The organism is Polynucleobacter kasalickyi (genome assembly GCF_900176405.1).
Classification (GTDB): Bacteria; Pseudomonadota; Gammaproteobacteria; order Burkholderiales; family Burkholderiaceae; genus Polynucleobacter; species Polynucleobacter kasalickyi.
In genome coordinates, this window is sequence record NZ_FWXJ01000011.1 from 1 (window position 1) to 14,246 (window position 14,246).

The following is a 14,246-nucleotide window of genomic DNA, read 5'->3' on the forward strand; positions in this document are numbered from 1 at the left end:
AAAAGTTAAAGGGATTGAGTCCGGTTAATTACCGAAATCAATCCCTTCTGCTATCCTAATTAAACTGTCCAACTTTTATGGGTCAGTTCAGAAGGCAGCTTTTTTAGTTGGAGGTCTTGTTATCTAATCAATTAATCTCTGTCGCCACCGACAATGCCGAAAATAGCTAGGAGATTTGTGAAGATGTTATAAACATTTAAGTAAATAGACAAAGTTGCCATTACATAGTTTGTTTCGCCACCGTTCACGATTCTTTGCACATCAACCAAAATAAATGCTGAGAAAATTCCCACAGCAAAAACCATAATAGTTAGCATTAAAGCTGGAATTTGTAGGAAGATGTTAGCTACGGAGGCAAGAATCATCAACACTACGCCAATAAACAACCATTTTCCAAGGCCTTCGAAATTTGATTTTGAAGTTGCAGCCCAGCTAGCCATACCAAATAAAATTAGGGCAGTGGACCCAAAGGCCATCATGATTAGTTGACCGCCATTGCGGAATTGAAGTGTATGGGTGAGTAATCCAGTTAACATCAATCCCATAAAGAAAGTAAAGCCTAGTAGCAGTAAGACGCCAGTACCAGAGTTTTTGTTTTTCTCAATACCCCAGAAGAAGGCAAATGCTACTGCCATGAAGATAACCATTCCCATTAGCGGGCTTGATCTAAAGAACGAAAACCCTGTTGTTACTCCAATCCAAGCACCTAGCATCGTAGGTAACATTGAAAGGGCTAATAAGGCAAATGTATTGCGCAACACACGATTACGTGAAATAGCATCCGACAAGCCACCACGACTGCTGTAACCAAAACTATTTAATTCACTCATTTGATTATTCTCCTAAAAAAGTGGTTATATACACTTGATAATTAATTATAGGCATAATTTCAGATTTCAAGTGTGGGTTTAATTAAAAACCCTATTTTTTTGAGTGATCAACATGAAAATCATCTACTTGTCATTTAGTTTAATTCTTTTGTAAGGGTTTTAACTGATTAACTAGGTATAATATGTTTTTTATCATTTATCAGGAGCTTTTCCATGGCAATCGAAAGAACACTTTCAATTATTAAACCAGATGCAGTTGCAAAAAATGTAATCGGACAAATTTATAGTCGCTTCGAAAATGCAGGTTTAAAAGTGATTGCTGCAAAGATGGTTCATTTATCTGAGGTAGAAGCTGGTCAGTTTTATGCAGTTCACAAAGAGCGTCCTTTCTTCAAAGATTTGGTAAGTTTTATGATTTCTGGTCCTGTAATGATTCAGGCATTAGAAGGTGAAAATGCAATTTTGACAAACCGTGAATTAATGGGCGCTACAGATCCATCTAAAGCTGAAAAAGGTACTATTCGTGCTGATTTCGCACAAAGCATTGATGCTAATGCTGTTCATGGTTCTGATGGTGCAGATACTGCTGCAGCTGAAATTGCCTTCTTTTTCCCAGGCATGCAAGTTTATACACGTTAATTGATGACCAATAAGCCCCGTATTAATCTTCTCAATCTTGACGGGGACAGGCTGGCAAGCTTTATTGCCGGCCTGAACGAAAAACCTTTCAGAGCTAAACAACTCATGCGTTGGATTCATCAACGCGGAGTTTCTGATATCCATCAAATGAGCGACTTAGCGAAGACTTTTCGCTCACAGCTGGAAGACATTGTTGAAATCAAATCTCTACCAGTTATTTCAGATCAAACTGCCTCTGATGGCACCCGCAAATGGTTACTAGATGTTGGTGAAGGTAACGCGGTTGAAATGGTCTATATTCCGGAAGAGGACCGAGGAACACTTTGCATTTCTTCGCAGGCTGGATGTGCTGTTAATTGTAGATTTTGTTCCACTGGCAAGCAGGGGTTCTCGAGAAACCTAACGGTTGCTGAAATTATTGGCCAGTTATGGTTTGCTGAACATCATCTCAAAAATGACCCGAAATCGATTAAAAGAATTGATGCATACGATAAAACGCCCTTGGAACACTTGGATGGAAGGGTTATTTCCAATGTTGTCATGATGGGCATGGGTGAGCCCTTATTGAATTACGAACCTGTTTTAGGTGCAATGAAGTTGATGTTAGATGACAATGCTTACGGCCTTTCCAGAAGACGCGTCACTCTATCAACATCTGGGGTTGTGCCATTTATAGATAAGCTATCTCAGGATCTACCTGTGGCTTTAGCCGTTTCTTTACATGCACCGAATGATGCATTAAGAAATGAGTTAGTCCCCATTAATCGCAAATATCCATTAGCCGTTTTATTGGATTCTTGTCGCCGTTATTTGGAGTTTGCGCCCAGAGATTTTTTAACTTTTGAGTACTGTATGCTTGATGGGGTAAACGATACAGATAAGCATGCATATGAATTAATTCAGTTATTAAAATCAATTAAATGTAAGATTAATTTAATTCCGTTTAATCCGTTTGAGGGGTCTGGTTTAAAACAGTCAACAAGACCTCGAATTGAACAGTTTGCAAAGATACTTTTAGATGCCAAAATGGTCACTACAGTTCGTAAGACACGTGGCGATGATATCGATGCTGCTTGTGGACAGTTAGCAGGTGAGGTGCAAGATCGTACGAATTTAGCCCAACGTGAAATTCGTTGGATGGAAAAAAAATAAACTTAATTGATATGAGTGATTCAAGTTTGCAATTAACCAACTATATTAGAAAAAAGACTCAGCAAGCAGTCGTTTCTTGGGGAGATAACATCGTCACCATTGGTGGAGATGCTCCTATTCGTGTGCAATCCATGACCAATACGGATACGGTGGATGCGGTTGGTACAGCTATTCAGGTCAAAGAGTTAGCGCGAGCTGGCTCGGAACTTGTTCGTATTACAGTGAATACCCCGGAGGCTGCTGCGGCTGTTCCTTATATTCGTGAGCAGTTAGACAAGATGGATGTGAAAGTTCCCTTAATTGGAGATTTTCATTACAACGGTCATACTTTATTAAAAGATTATCCCGATTGTGCTAAAGCGCTCTCAAAATATAGAATCAACCCAGGTAATGTTGGAAAAGGCGCAAAGAGAGATATTCAGTTTTCTCAGATGATTGAGGCGGCTATTCGCTATGAGAAGCCAATTCGAATTGGAGTCAATTGGGGGAGTCTTGATCAAGACTTGTTAGCTCAATTGATGGATGCAAATGCTGCACTTGCCACCCCTAAAGATTCACGGGAAATTATGGTAGAGGCCCTGATTCAGTCTGCTTTGCAGTCTACTCAAAAAGCAGTCGAAATTGGTATGCCCTTAAGCCAAATTATTCTTTCCTGTAAGGTCAGCGCAGTGCAAGATTTAATTAGTGTTTATAGAGAGCTTTCTAATCGTTGTGACAATCCACTTCATTTGGGGCTAACCGAGGCGGGTATCGGCAGTAAAGGTATCGTTGCATCCACAGCAGCACTTAGTGTTCTTTTGCAAGAGGGCATTGGTGATACGATTCGTATTTCTTTGACACCAGAGCCTGGGGCATCACGAGATAATGAAGTGATTGTTGCTCAAGAAATTTTACAGACAATGAATTTACGTCATTTTACGCCGATGGTCATTGCATGTCCTGGATGTGGAAGAACAACTAGTACGTATTTTCAACATTTAGCATCTGAGATTCAGTCCTATCTCAGAAATCAAATGCCATTGTGGAAAAAAGATTTCCCAGGCGTTGAATCCATGAGCGTTGCAGTGATGGGGTGTATAGTAAATGGTCCAGGTGAAAGCAAACATGCTGACATTGGTATCAGTTTGCCGGGTACGGGTGAGACGCCTTCAGCCCCTGTCTTTATCGATGGGCAAAAAGCGAAGACTCTCCGAGGCGATAACATTATTGGTGAGTTTCAACAAATTGTTCAAGAATACGTACAACAAAGATACACACCTAAAAATATTTAATAGTTAGATAGAATGTCAGATTTGATTCCAAATGCTCCTGAGCCAATCAAGAAAGCTCCAGTAAAAATTTCTAAATTAGTTGGTGTAAAAGGCATGAATGATCTTTTACCCCCAGATTCCTACATTTGGGAAAAGTTAGAAAGAAGTCTCATTGGACTTGCAAAAACCTATGGTTACCAAAATATTCGTACTCCAATTCTGGAGCATACCGGAGTATTTCTTAGGGGGATTGGCGAAGTAACTGATATCGTAGAAAAAGAAATGTATTCTTTTGAAGATCGTTTAAATGGTGAGCAACTTACTTTAAGGCCAGAGGGAACGGCAGCAGTTGTGCGCGCATGTGTTGAAAATAATCTTTTATATGATGGTCCACGCCGACTTTACTATATAGGCCCGATGTTTCGGCATGAGCGACCACAAAGAGGGCGTTACCGTCAGTTTCATCAGTTCGGTATTGAGGCTTTAGGATTTGCTGGACCAGAAATTGACGCTGAGATTATTTTGATGTGTCAACGCTTATGGGATGACCTTGGTATTTCTGGATTGCGACTTGAAATCAATTCATTAGGTAATGAGTCAGAGAGACTCGCACATCGACAAGCCTTAGTTACCTATTTTGAAAGCAATATTTCTTTACTTGATGAAGATTCAGTTCGCCGTCTAAAGTTAAATCCTCTACGAATCTTAGACACAAAAAATCCATCAATGCAGGAGTTGGTAGAACTTGCTCCTCAATTAATCAATTTCCTTGGCGAGGAATCTCTAGCCCATTTTGAACAGTTACAACAAATCTTAAAAGCCAATAATATTGTTTTTAAAATTAACCCTAGATTGGTAAGGGGCTTAGACTATTACAATCTAACAGTATTTGAATGGATTACTGATCAATTAGGTGCTCAAGGAACTGTTGCCGGTGGTGGAAGATATGATCCCTTAATTGAGCGTATGGGTGGTAAACCGGCACCTGCATGTGGTTGGGCGATGGGAATTGAAAGAATTGTTGAGCTTATGAAGGAACAAGGCCTGACAGATGAGCAGACAACACAATGCGATGTCTATGTTGTTCACTCAGGCGGCAAAACAATTATTCCGGCGATGGTTGGTGCAGAGGTGTTGCGCTCTGCTGGTGTCGATGTTATGGTGCACGCTAGTCCTGATGGCAAAGTAAGCAGTTTTAAGTCACAAATGAAAAAAGCGGATGCAAGTGGAGCGCTCTTTGCATTGATTATTGGTGAAAATGAGTTAGAAGCAAATTCTTTCTTATTAAAGGATTTAAGAAGAAGCGGCAATCAATCTAGTTATCCGATGGAAGAATTACTTGACCAAGTAATTGATGCCATTGTTTCAGAGAATGATTAAAGAAATTTGGAATATCAACGAAAGAAATTGTTATGCATTTAGATTTAGAAGAACAAGAACAGTTAGCCAATTTAAAATCCTTTTGGGTTAACTATGGTCGTTGGCTTGCTGTTGGTATCTTAATTGCCCTCATTGGTTATGGTGCGTATTGGTTTTATCAAAAACATCAAGAAAGTGTAGCCCTTGAAGCATCTCAGCAGTATGAGGAGCTAGTCTTAGCTGCGACCAAATCTGACTTCCCTGAGGTTCTTAAAAAAGCACAAAGCTTAGAGCAAAATTATGCCCAAACCACTTATTCAGCTATGGCCGGATTGGTAGCTGCGAATTTGGCTTATAGCGTTGGTGATGTTGAGCAAGCTAGTACCCAATTGCGTTGGGTAGAAGAAAAAGCTAAAAGCTCGAGTTTCCAGTCTTTAGCAAGATTGAGGTTAGTTGCTATTTTGATCGATCAAAAGGATGATGGTTCAATGGTGAAGGCGAGTGAACTTTTAAAGAAAAAAGTAGCCCCTGGATATGAAGCTCTTGCTGCTGAAAGGCAAGGTGACTTATTCCTCGTTCAAAATAAGACTGATGAGGCTAAAAAGGCATATCTTCAGAGTTGGGAGTTACTCGATACTCAAAAAGCAAAGCAGGCTGGTTTGAAAGAGTTAGATACCATGACGAAAGAAATGGAAAAGAGAAATCCTGGTGAAAGTCAACGCTTGTTAAAAGTAAAAATTGATAGTTTAGGTGGGTTTTAATGAAATTTTTGAAGAGTTTTAGTTGTGTACTGAGTTTGTTGCTAATTACAGTTGCCTTAAGCTCATGCTCTGGTAGCAAGCGTAGGTTGGCAGCTGAACTCACGCCAATCGCCAATCCAATCAACTTGCAAAAAGTTTGGTCGGTATCAATCGGTAAGTCACAACCATACAACTTTAAGCCGGTATTGGTTGGTAATGCAATTTACACCGCTGCAACCGCAGGTGAGGTTTATAAATTTAATAGTCAAAATGGCCAATCTTTATGGCAAGTAAACGTCAAAGAGACTTTATCTGCAGGACCTGGCTCGGATGGCAAAATTGTGGTTATTCCGTCGATTAAGGGGACTATTTATGCCTTTGACGCAATGACGGGCAAGCCCCTTTGGGATACTAGCGTTGCTACCGAGGTCCTTACTGAGCCATTGGTTGTGGCTGGTATGGTCGTGATTAGAACCGTTGATAATCGCTTTATAGCGCTTGATGCCTCAACCGGTAAACGTAAGTGGGTGAATCAACGTGGTCAATCTACTTTAAGCTTGAGAGCAAGCTACAGTATGGGCTCCATCAATAATGAGGTGATCTTTACAGGTTTTTCCGGCGGTAAGTTTGGTTTACTTGCTTTATCAAATGGAAATTTAATTTGGGAAAGTTTATTAGCGCCACCCAAAGGTGCGTCTGAGATAGAGCGTTTAAGTGATGTTGCTGCTAAACCAACCTTGCTTGGATCTAGGATGTGTGCCGTTTCTTACCAAGGCAAAATTGGCTGTGGAGAAATTAAGAATGCTGCGATGAGTTGGACGAAGGATTTTTCTAGCTACAGTGGAACTACGCAGAGTGCAGATGCTGTTTTTGCCGTTAATGATAAATCATACTTAACCGGATTTAATGCCTTAAATGGTCAGGAGTTATGGCGGAATGAAAAGCTTGTCTGGAGAGATCTTGGAGAGCCTTTAGCTGTTGGAAAAGTTATTCTTGCTGGTGATGCAGAAGGATATTTACACCTGTTTGGACAAGACAATGGTAATATTTTAGGAAGAGTTAGAGTAGATAGTACCCCTATTGAAGCTCCTCCAGTCCCGACAAACGGTTTAATCATCGTTCAATCTAAAGGTGGAACTTTAGCGGCTTACAGGATTCAATAAATCATCTTCAAGGACGGAACTGGCGAGAACAACTGTTAGGATTGCTGTGTTTAGAACACTTAGTACATAAAACTGTTGATACCTTAGCTGGCATTGCAGAGATTCAATCTGTGACCAATTTGGCAACAGCCAGCTCTATTCCTTCAATGTTCTGGACGTGGTGCTTAAGCTAGTACAAAATGAAAAAGTTGTGGATGTGCTAGAGCTTATTGCCGACGTCAATAGATGGTCAAAAGCATCCAAACTGGAGGTTAGGTGAAAGCCGAAGTTATTTAAGGTAAAAAGATAGGCTCTTATTTTGGCAAGGTTGCTATTTGAGAGTCGGCTAGTTTTAATATCACGACCAAAAATGGTAGTGATTCAAGGTATATCACATAAGCACTGCAAGGTAATTCAGAGTGCAGATGGTTATGGGTACTTGTTTAACCAAGATAGCTAACGTAGTCGAGAAAAAGGGCTTGCAATGCAAGCCGTGCTATCCCTTCCAGCCCAAAAGGACTGGATTTCTCGCACCATTTGATGAAACCAGTTATCGCAATTGTAGGTCGTCCCAATGTTGGTAAATCAACTTTATTTAACCGTTTAACTAGATCGAGGGACGCGATAGTAGCGGATTTTTCTGGACTGACTAGAGATCGGCATTATGGTAATGGTCGTTTAGGGGATAGAGAATTTATTTGTATTGATACTGGTGGCTTTGAACCAATTGCTAAAACTGGTATTTTGGCCGAAATGGCTAAACAAACTAAACAGGCGGTTGTTGAAGCCGATATTGTCGTTTTTTTAGTAGATGGACGTTTGGGACTTGCTCCGCAAGATCGAGTGATTGCTGATTTTTTAAGAAAAACGAGTAGACCAATTATTTTGGCAGTCAATAAAGCTGAAGGCATGTCTGCGAATGTGGTTGCCTCGGACTTCTTTGAACTTGGACTCGGTGAGCCAATCGCAATTTCATCTGCTCACGGTGATGGTGTCAGAGCGATGTTGGATGAAGCGCTTGATGCCCTAAAAATACCTGAACCAGATGATGAAGTGCAAGAAAAAGATCGATCAACCAGGATTGCGGTTGTTGGTCGTCCGAATGTGGGTAAATCTACTTTAATTAACACATTGCTGGGCGAAGAGCGCGTGATTGCATTCGATATGCCTGGGACAACGAGAGATGCGATTGAAATCCCATTTGTCAGAGGTAACAAGCCTTATACCTTAATTGATACAGCTGGCCTAAGAAAAAGAGGCAAAATTTTTGAGGCTATCGAGAAATTTTCAGTAGTTAAAACTTTGCAAGCGATTGCTGACTGTAATGTGGTGATACTGATGTTGGATGCTCAACAGGATATTTCTGAACAAGATGCCCATATTGCTGGGTTTATTGTTGAAGCTGGTAGGGCATTAGTTGTTGCAATTAACAAATGGGATGGTCTAGACGCACATCAAAAAGAAACCTGTCGAAACGATATCGCTAGAAAATTACGATTCTTGGACTTTGCAAATGTCCATACTATTTCAGCAATCAAAGGGTTTGGTTTGAAAGAGTTATTTAAGGACGTTGATTTGGCATTTGGTGCTGCAATGGTGAAAATGCCAACACCTAAATTAACCCGAATCATGATGGATGCCGTTGAGTATCAGCAACCGAAAAGAGTTGGTCGATTCCGTCCTAAGCTGAGATATGCTCATCAAGGTGGCTCAAACCCACCGATTGTTATTATTCATGGTAACGGCTTGGAGGGTGTCACAGATAGTTATAAGCGCTATCTTGAGGGGCGTTATCGAGAAGAATTTAAATTAAGAGGGACTCCGTTGAGGATTGAATTCCGATCCAGTAAGAATCCATTTCTTGAATCTCATTAAAAATTGGTTTATCATCGAACCAAAGATTACTCATCGTTAAATTGCGACAATGACATGGAAATTTTTTTTGTAACACTTGAGCAATCTCTTAAAATAATAAAATAATTTAACAATAAATAACTATAAGAAGGCAATATGCTTACTAATAAAGGCCAACTCCTCCAAGACCCATTTCTGAATGCATTGCGCAAAGAACACATTCCAGTTTCTATTTACTTAGTTAACGGTATTAAACTCCAAGGAAACATCGATTCATTCGATCAATACGTGATCCTGTTGAGAAATACAGTTACACAAATGGTTTACAAACATGCCATTTCGACAATTGTTCCGGCTAAATCTGTAACGTTCCGTCCCGACGAGGAAGTTTCAAGTTAGTACACCACGACAGACTGAAAACGTCAGGGCAGTAATCGTTGGCGTTGATTCAGGTCAAGATAATTTTCCTGAGAGTATGTCTGAGTTAAAACTTTTAACTCAGACAGCTGGTTCTGCTCCTGTAGAAAGCGTTATCACTAAACGCCAAAAGCCTGATCCTGCCTTATTTATCGGTTCTGGTAAAGCCTCCGAAATTAAAGAATTAATGGAAATGCACGATTTGGAGATAGCTATCTTCAATGATCCATTATCGCCAGCCCAACAAAGAAATCTCGAAAGAACCTTGGGTCACCATGTGATCGATCGAACTGGCTTGATTTTGGACATTTTTGCTCAAAGAGCAAAAAGCCATATTGGTAAAGTTCAGGTTGAATTAGCCAACGTCAAATATCGTATGTCGAGATTAGTCAAGGCTTGGAGCCATCTAGAGCGACAAAAGGGCGGTATTGGTTTACGTGGTGGACCGGGTGAAACTCAAATGGAATTAGACCGACGAATGCTCGAGAATCGGTTTAAAAGACTTTCCGTAGAACTTTCAAAATTACAAAAGCAGCAAGCTAACCAAAGACGCTCCAGAATGAAGCGAGATGTCTTTTCAATTTCCCTAGTTGGTTATACCAACGCTGGAAAGTCTACTGTTTTTAATGCCTTAACGAAAGCCGGCACTTATGCCGCTGATCAGTTGTTTGCAACCCTTGACACTACGACTAGAAGAATTTATTTGCCGGATTATGGCAATGCCGTCATCTCTGATACGGTTGGTTTCATTCGAGAGTTACCTCATCAATTAGTGGAGGCTTTTAGGGCCACCCTAGATGAAACTGTCCATGCGGATTTGCTGCTTCATGTGGTTGACTCTGCCAGCCCAGTGCGGGAAGAACAAATCTTAGAGGTAAATAAAGTTCTAGAGGAGATTGGTGCTAGTGAGATACCAACTATCTTAGTGATGAATAAGATTGATCTGTTGCCTAAATATGTGGGGCGTGAACCTGAAATTAGATACCACAAAGATGGTAGGGTATCTAGTATTTACTTATCCGCTCAAAATGGAGATGGAATAGAATTATTAAGGAATGTGCTGAGTCAATTTTCTAAAGACACTGATAAAATCACATTTAATAGCGATTTAATGGAAAATGAAGCTGAAGCGTCAGAGGTTTTGGAAAGTAGGCCTGCTGAAGCGGATTACTTTAATGACCTCAGTGAATTGGGTAAGGGCATCCTGCCTAGAGATGTATAAATAATGTGGTCTTTTAACGAAAAATTAAATGAATCTTTGATGAATAAAATACTATTGCTACGTAACCAATTTTTGTGGGCCTTGTTCAGATTTATGCAAGTAAAACCCCAGTTGCCCTTATTGAGTCAAGAGAACGATTCTAATAAGGGGGACAATGGACAATCTACTGATTCATCCAATCCCCCTAAAGCGACTAAGCCCAATAACGACTCGAAATCAAATCAACGTCCCGAGGATGGACCACCTGATTTAGACGAGTTGTGGAATGAATTTAATCGTAAGCTTGGTAGTATGTTTGGCAGTAAAAATCAAAAGCCAACGAATAGTGTTAGCGACTCTAAGCCAGAGGCCCCTCGATCTGAGCCTTTAAGTCAAAATTATTCAAATAATAATCAGAAAGATATTGGTAATAAAGCGCAAGATTGGATTAAGCGAAATATCAATAACTCTAATAAAAATGGTCAAAAGCCTAATCTAATCTTCCCTAAACTCGGTGCAGGGATCGTGCTCTTAGGTATTTTTGTGGTGTGGATGTTTAGTGGGATTTTTATCGTTCAGGAAGGTCAAGCTGGCATTGTTTTGCAGTTTGGTAAATATAAATATACTACCCGTCCCGGTATTAACTGGAGAGTCCCTTATCCAATTCAATCGCATGAGATTGTGAATGTGTCGAATGTCCGATCTGTAGAAATTGGCAGATCATTTGTGATTCAGGCGACTAATTTAAAAGACTCTTCAATGTTGACCGAAGATGAAAATATTATTGACGTCAAATTTGCGGTTCAGTATCGATTAAAAGATCCAACTGACTATTTATTCTTGAATCGAGATCCAGATGCTGCAGTGGTTCAGGCTGCAGAAACTTCAATCCGTGAAATAGTCGGTAAAAGTAAGATGGATGACGTTTTATACGTTGGTAGAGAACGTATTGGTATAGATTTAGCTAGTTCTATTCAAGCAATTTTAGACAGTTACAAAGCTGGTATCTTTATTACCAGTGTTAACGTTCAAAATGTGCAACCGCCTGAGCAAGTTCAAGCTTCTTTTGATGATGCTGTAAAAGCAGGTCAAGATCAAGAACGTCAAAAAAATGAAGGCCAAGCTTATGCAAACGATATCGTGCCACGCGCCAAGGGTGCTGCAGGACGCTTAATTGAAGAGGCTGAGGGTTACAAAGCAAAAGTAGTTGCAACTGCTGAAGGTGATGCATCTAGATTTAAACAAATCTATGCGGAATACGCTAAAGCTCCACAAATTACCCGTGACAGAATGTACATTGACGTCATGCAACAAATTTATCAAAGTGTGACGAAAGTCATTGTTGATACCCGCTCAAGTAATCAATTGTTATACCTACCACTTGATAAGTTGATTCAACAGGTAAGCCCACGTGATACTGTTGTTCCAACTGGACCTAGTACATTAAATCCGAATTCAGCTGTTCAACCACCAAGTGGGTCTGTGACAGTTCCTCTGAACTCAGCTAATAATCCATCCTCAGGAAGTTTACCTGCTGTGCCAGGCAATCTAAATTCAGATAAACGCGATCTTTTTCGCAATCGTGAGAGAAATTGAGATAAAAAATGAACCAGAAACTATTTCCGATTTCAGCTCTTTTATTGGGCGTACTGTATTTAATTAATTCCATGATGTTTGTTGTGGATCAACGTAAGTATGCTGTTGTGTTTGCCTTTGGTGAAATTAAACGCGTTATTGAAGAACCGGGTTTAAGTCTTAAGCTACCATCTCCTTTACAGAATGTCTTGTTTTTCGATCGTCGTATTATGACGATTGATAACCCTGAGGCAGAGAGATTCATTACCTCTGAAAAGAAAAATCTCTTAGTTGATTCTTATGTCAAATGGCGCATTGTTGATCCCAGAAAATTCTTCATTAGTTTTAAAGGTGATGAAAGATTAGCGCAAGATAGATTATCGCAATTGGTTAAATCTGCACTGAACGAGGAGTTTACAAAGCGAACTGTGCGTGAACTAATTTCCGAGCAACGCGAACAAGTGATGCAAGGCATTAAGAAAAAAGTAATTGAAGATACTCGTGAAATTGGTATTGAGATCGTTGATGTTCGACTCAAGCGTGTGGACCTACTAGCTGAAATTAGTGACTCCGTTTATCGCCGTATGGAAGCTGAGCGCAAGAGGGTGGCAAATGAGTTACGCTCGACTGGAGCAGCTGAATCCGAGAAGATTAGGGCAGATGCAGAACGCCAGAGAGATGTCATTCTTGCCCAAGCTTATCGTGAGGCTCAAAAGATCAAGGGTGAAGGGGATGCAAAGGCGAATGCAATTTATAATGAAGCGTTTAATCGTGATCCTCAATTTGCTCAGTTTTATCGATCCTTAGAAGCTTATAGAAATACTTTTAATGATAAAAAAGACATCATGGTACTTGAGCCGAACAATGAATTTTTAAAATTCATGAAAAAAAATAAATAATAAAACTTTAATCTAATGACGAATCGTTGGTTACTTCCCGAGAACATCTCTGATGTTTTGCCCTCCGAAGCTTTTAAAGTAGAGTTCCTAAGAGCTACTCTACTTGGCGTATTTAAATCCTATGGCTATCAATTAATAATTCCCCCAGTGTTAGAGTACTTAGAGTCTCTATTAACAGCTGGAGGTAGTGATATGGATATCCAAATTTTTAAATTGGTTGACCAGTTGTCGGGAAGAACGATGGGCCTTCGGACAGATATGACCACTCAAGTCGCGAGAATTGATGCTCATATTCTTAATCAGTCTGGGGTAAGTCGACTTTGTTATGCAGGTACTACTCTACAGACGAAAGTTGTGCCGGGTATTTTCTCTCGAGAGCAGTTACAGATTGGTGCTGAGATATACGGTCATCAAGGGATTGAAGCTGACATTGAAATTCTATCTCTGATGTTAGATGCTTTAAATTGCGCCAATGTAGGCACAATTACCTTGGATTTAAGTCACGCTGGGATTCTTAAAGCATTATTAGAGAATGTGGCTATGTCAGCCGATGATATTCAATCGCTCTATGGTGCATTACAAGCAAAAAATAAAAAATTACTTCAAGCTCTTTGTGCCAACTGGCCTGAAGCTAACTTTACAACTTTGATTTCTTTGCTAGATTTGAGTGGTGAAGCATTTAGTGTGATTGAACGTGCTCGTAAGGCCTTGCCCAATACTTCTGCCTTCCAAGATGCGATGAGTGCTTTAGAGCAGTTTTGTCAGACGATTCATCAAATTCGACCTGAAACTCAGTTAAATATTGATTTGGCTGATTTGGATGGCTTTCAGTATCACACGGGCCTCATGTGTGCAGCTTATGTGGCGGATTACCCAGTCGCTATTGCCAGAGGTGGTCGATATGATCAGGTTGGAAGTGCGTTTGGTAGGAAGCGTCCAGCCACCGGTTTCTCTTTAGATTTGTTTGCACTTAGCAATGTGTCGAAATTGGAATTTGTGCTAAAGGCTATTCAAGCACCTTGGGATAATCGTCATGACTTAAGGCAGGCAATTAGTGAGCTAAGAAACTCTGGAGAGGTTGTTATTCAATTATTTCCAAATGAGTTAAATTCAGAGTCAATTTATGAGTTTGATCGAAAACTAGTGCTCGTAGATGATCAGTGGAAAGTAGTTTCTATCTAATGAGCG

13 protein-coding genes are annotated in these 14,246 nt (G+C 40.2%); 12 read left to right on the plus strand and 1 reads right to left on the minus strand.

All coding sequences use genetic code 11. From position 1 onward, the window contains the following. Positions 1–131: 131 nt before the first annotated feature. Positions 132–830 (minus strand): Bax inhibitor-1 family protein, encoded by a 699-nt coding sequence (locus B8983_RS10195; protein ID WP_084284208.1) that lies wholly within the window; start codon positions 828–830, stop codon positions 132–134. Positions 831–1,043: 213 nt separating this feature from the next. Here B8983_RS10195 and ndk point away from each other — a divergent pair, with 213 nt between their 5' ends. The 12 genes from ndk to B8983_RS10255 all read left to right on the plus strand — a co-directional run bounded on the left by ndk (position 1,044) and on the right by B8983_RS10255 (position 14,240). Further along, a complete protein-coding gene (gene ndk, locus B8983_RS10200; RefSeq protein ID WP_084284216.1) occupies positions 1,044–1,469 on the plus strand; it encodes a nucleoside-diphosphate kinase in 426 nt (141 codons plus the stop codon). Positions 1,470–1,472: 3 nt separating this feature from the next. Then, positions 1,473–2,621, plus strand: a complete 1,149-nt coding sequence (gene rlmN / locus B8983_RS10205) for a dual-specificity RNA methyltransferase RlmN (protein WP_084284220.1) — start codon at positions 1,473–1,475, stop codon at positions 2,619–2,621. 11 nt (positions 2,622–2,632) lie between these two features. After that, complete coding sequence (gene ispG, locus B8983_RS10210; RefSeq protein WP_084284223.1) at positions 2,633–3,892, plus strand: flavodoxin-dependent (E)-4-hydroxy-3-methylbut-2-enyl-diphosphate synthase; 1,260 nt, start codon at positions 2,633–2,635, stop codon at positions 3,890–3,892. A 93-nt stretch (positions 3,893–3,985) separates the two neighbouring features. Beyond that, positions 3,986–5,251 carry a histidine--tRNA ligase gene (gene hisS, locus B8983_RS10215; RefSeq protein ID WP_234987019.1) on the plus strand — a complete coding sequence of 422 codons (1,266 nt, stop codon included), beginning with the start codon at positions 3,986–3,988 and terminating at the stop codon, positions 5,249–5,251. 32 nt (positions 5,252–5,283) lie between these two features. Next, positions 5,284–5,991, plus strand: coding sequence for a YfgM family protein (locus B8983_RS10220; RefSeq protein ID WP_084284227.1), 708 nt, complete (start codon positions 5,284–5,286; stop codon positions 5,989–5,991). Then, positions 5,991–7,133, plus strand: coding sequence for an outer membrane protein assembly factor BamB (gene bamB, locus B8983_RS10225; RefSeq protein ID WP_084284229.1), 1,143 nt, complete (start codon positions 5,991–5,993; stop codon positions 7,131–7,133). Before B8983_RS10220 ends, bamB begins: the two co-directional genes overlap by 1 nt. A 519-nt stretch (positions 7,134–7,652) precedes the next feature. Further along, positions 7,653–8,987: a ribosome biogenesis GTPase Der gene (der, locus tag B8983_RS10230; RefSeq protein ID WP_084284234.1), complete on the plus strand. Its 1,335-nt coding sequence runs from the start codon at positions 7,653–7,655 to the stop codon at positions 8,985–8,987. Positions 8,988–9,122: 135 nt separating this feature from the next. After that, on the plus strand, positions 9,123–9,365 hold the full coding sequence (gene hfq, locus B8983_RS10235; protein WP_084284238.1) for an RNA chaperone Hfq: 243 nt from the start codon (positions 9,123–9,125) through the stop codon (positions 9,363–9,365). A gap of 76 nt (positions 9,366–9,441) precedes the next feature. Then, the gene (hflX, locus tag B8983_RS10240) at positions 9,442–10,605 is read left to right on the plus strand and encodes a GTPase HflX (protein WP_234987006.1); all 1,164 of its coding nucleotides are present in this window, start codon (positions 9,442–9,444) and stop codon (positions 10,603–10,605) included. A 39-nt stretch (positions 10,606–10,644) separates the two neighbouring features. Next, a complete protein-coding gene (hflK, locus tag B8983_RS10245; RefSeq protein WP_234987007.1) occupies positions 10,645–12,180 on the plus strand; it encodes an FtsH protease activity modulator HflK in 1,536 nt (511 codons plus the stop codon). Between the two features lie 8 nt (positions 12,181–12,188). Continuing rightward, complete coding sequence (gene hflC / locus B8983_RS10250; RefSeq protein WP_084284244.1) at positions 12,189–13,058, plus strand: protease modulator HflC; 870 nt, start codon at positions 12,189–12,191, stop codon at positions 13,056–13,058. 15 nt (positions 13,059–13,073) lie between these two features. Then, on the plus strand, positions 13,074–14,240 hold the full coding sequence (locus tag B8983_RS10255; protein ID WP_084284246.1) for an ATP phosphoribosyltransferase regulatory subunit: 1,167 nt from the start codon (positions 13,074–13,076) through the stop codon (positions 14,238–14,240). Positions 14,241–14,246 lie beyond the last annotated feature (6 nt).

What these genes read in the sequence shown, in the direction of transcription:
- ispG (WP_084284223.1), top strand. Translation starts at nt 2,633, where the DNA reads ATGAGTGATTCAAGTTTGCAATTAACCAACTATATTAGAAAAAAGACT.
- B8983_RS10195 (WP_084284208.1), bottom strand. Translation starts at nt 830, where the DNA reads ATGAGTGAATTAAATAGTTTTGGTTACAGCAGTCGTGGTGGCTTGTCG.
- der (WP_084284234.1), top strand. Translation starts at nt 7,653, where the DNA reads ATGAAACCAGTTATCGCAATTGTAGGTCGTCCCAATGTTGGTAAATCA.
- hflK (WP_234987007.1), top strand. Translation starts at nt 10,645, where the DNA reads ATGAATAAAATACTATTGCTACGTAACCAATTTTTGTGGGCCTTGTTC.
- hfq (WP_084284238.1), top strand. Translation starts at nt 9,123, where the DNA reads ATGCTTACTAATAAAGGCCAACTCCTCCAAGACCCATTTCTGAATGCA.
- ndk (WP_084284216.1), top strand. Translation starts at nt 1,044, where the DNA reads ATGGCAATCGAAAGAACACTTTCAATTATTAAACCAGATGCAGTTGCA.
- B8983_RS10220 (WP_084284227.1), top strand. Translation starts at nt 5,284, where the DNA reads ATGCATTTAGATTTAGAAGAACAAGAACAGTTAGCCAATTTAAAATCC.
- hflX (WP_234987006.1), top strand. Translation starts at nt 9,442, where the DNA reads ATGTCTGAGTTAAAACTTTTAACTCAGACAGCTGGTTCTGCTCCTGTA.
- bamB (WP_084284229.1), top strand. Translation starts at nt 5,991, where the DNA reads ATGAAATTTTTGAAGAGTTTTAGTTGTGTACTGAGTTTGTTGCTAATT.
- B8983_RS10255 (WP_084284246.1), top strand. Translation starts at nt 13,074, where the DNA reads ATGACGAATCGTTGGTTACTTCCCGAGAACATCTCTGATGTTTTGCCC.
- hflC (WP_084284244.1), top strand. Translation starts at nt 12,189, where the DNA reads ATGAACCAGAAACTATTTCCGATTTCAGCTCTTTTATTGGGCGTACTG.
- hisS (WP_234987019.1), top strand. Translation starts at nt 3,986, where the DNA reads ATGAATGATCTTTTACCCCCAGATTCCTACATTTGGGAAAAGTTAGAA.
- rlmN (WP_084284220.1), top strand. Translation starts at nt 1,473, where the DNA reads ATGACCAATAAGCCCCGTATTAATCTTCTCAATCTTGACGGGGACAGG.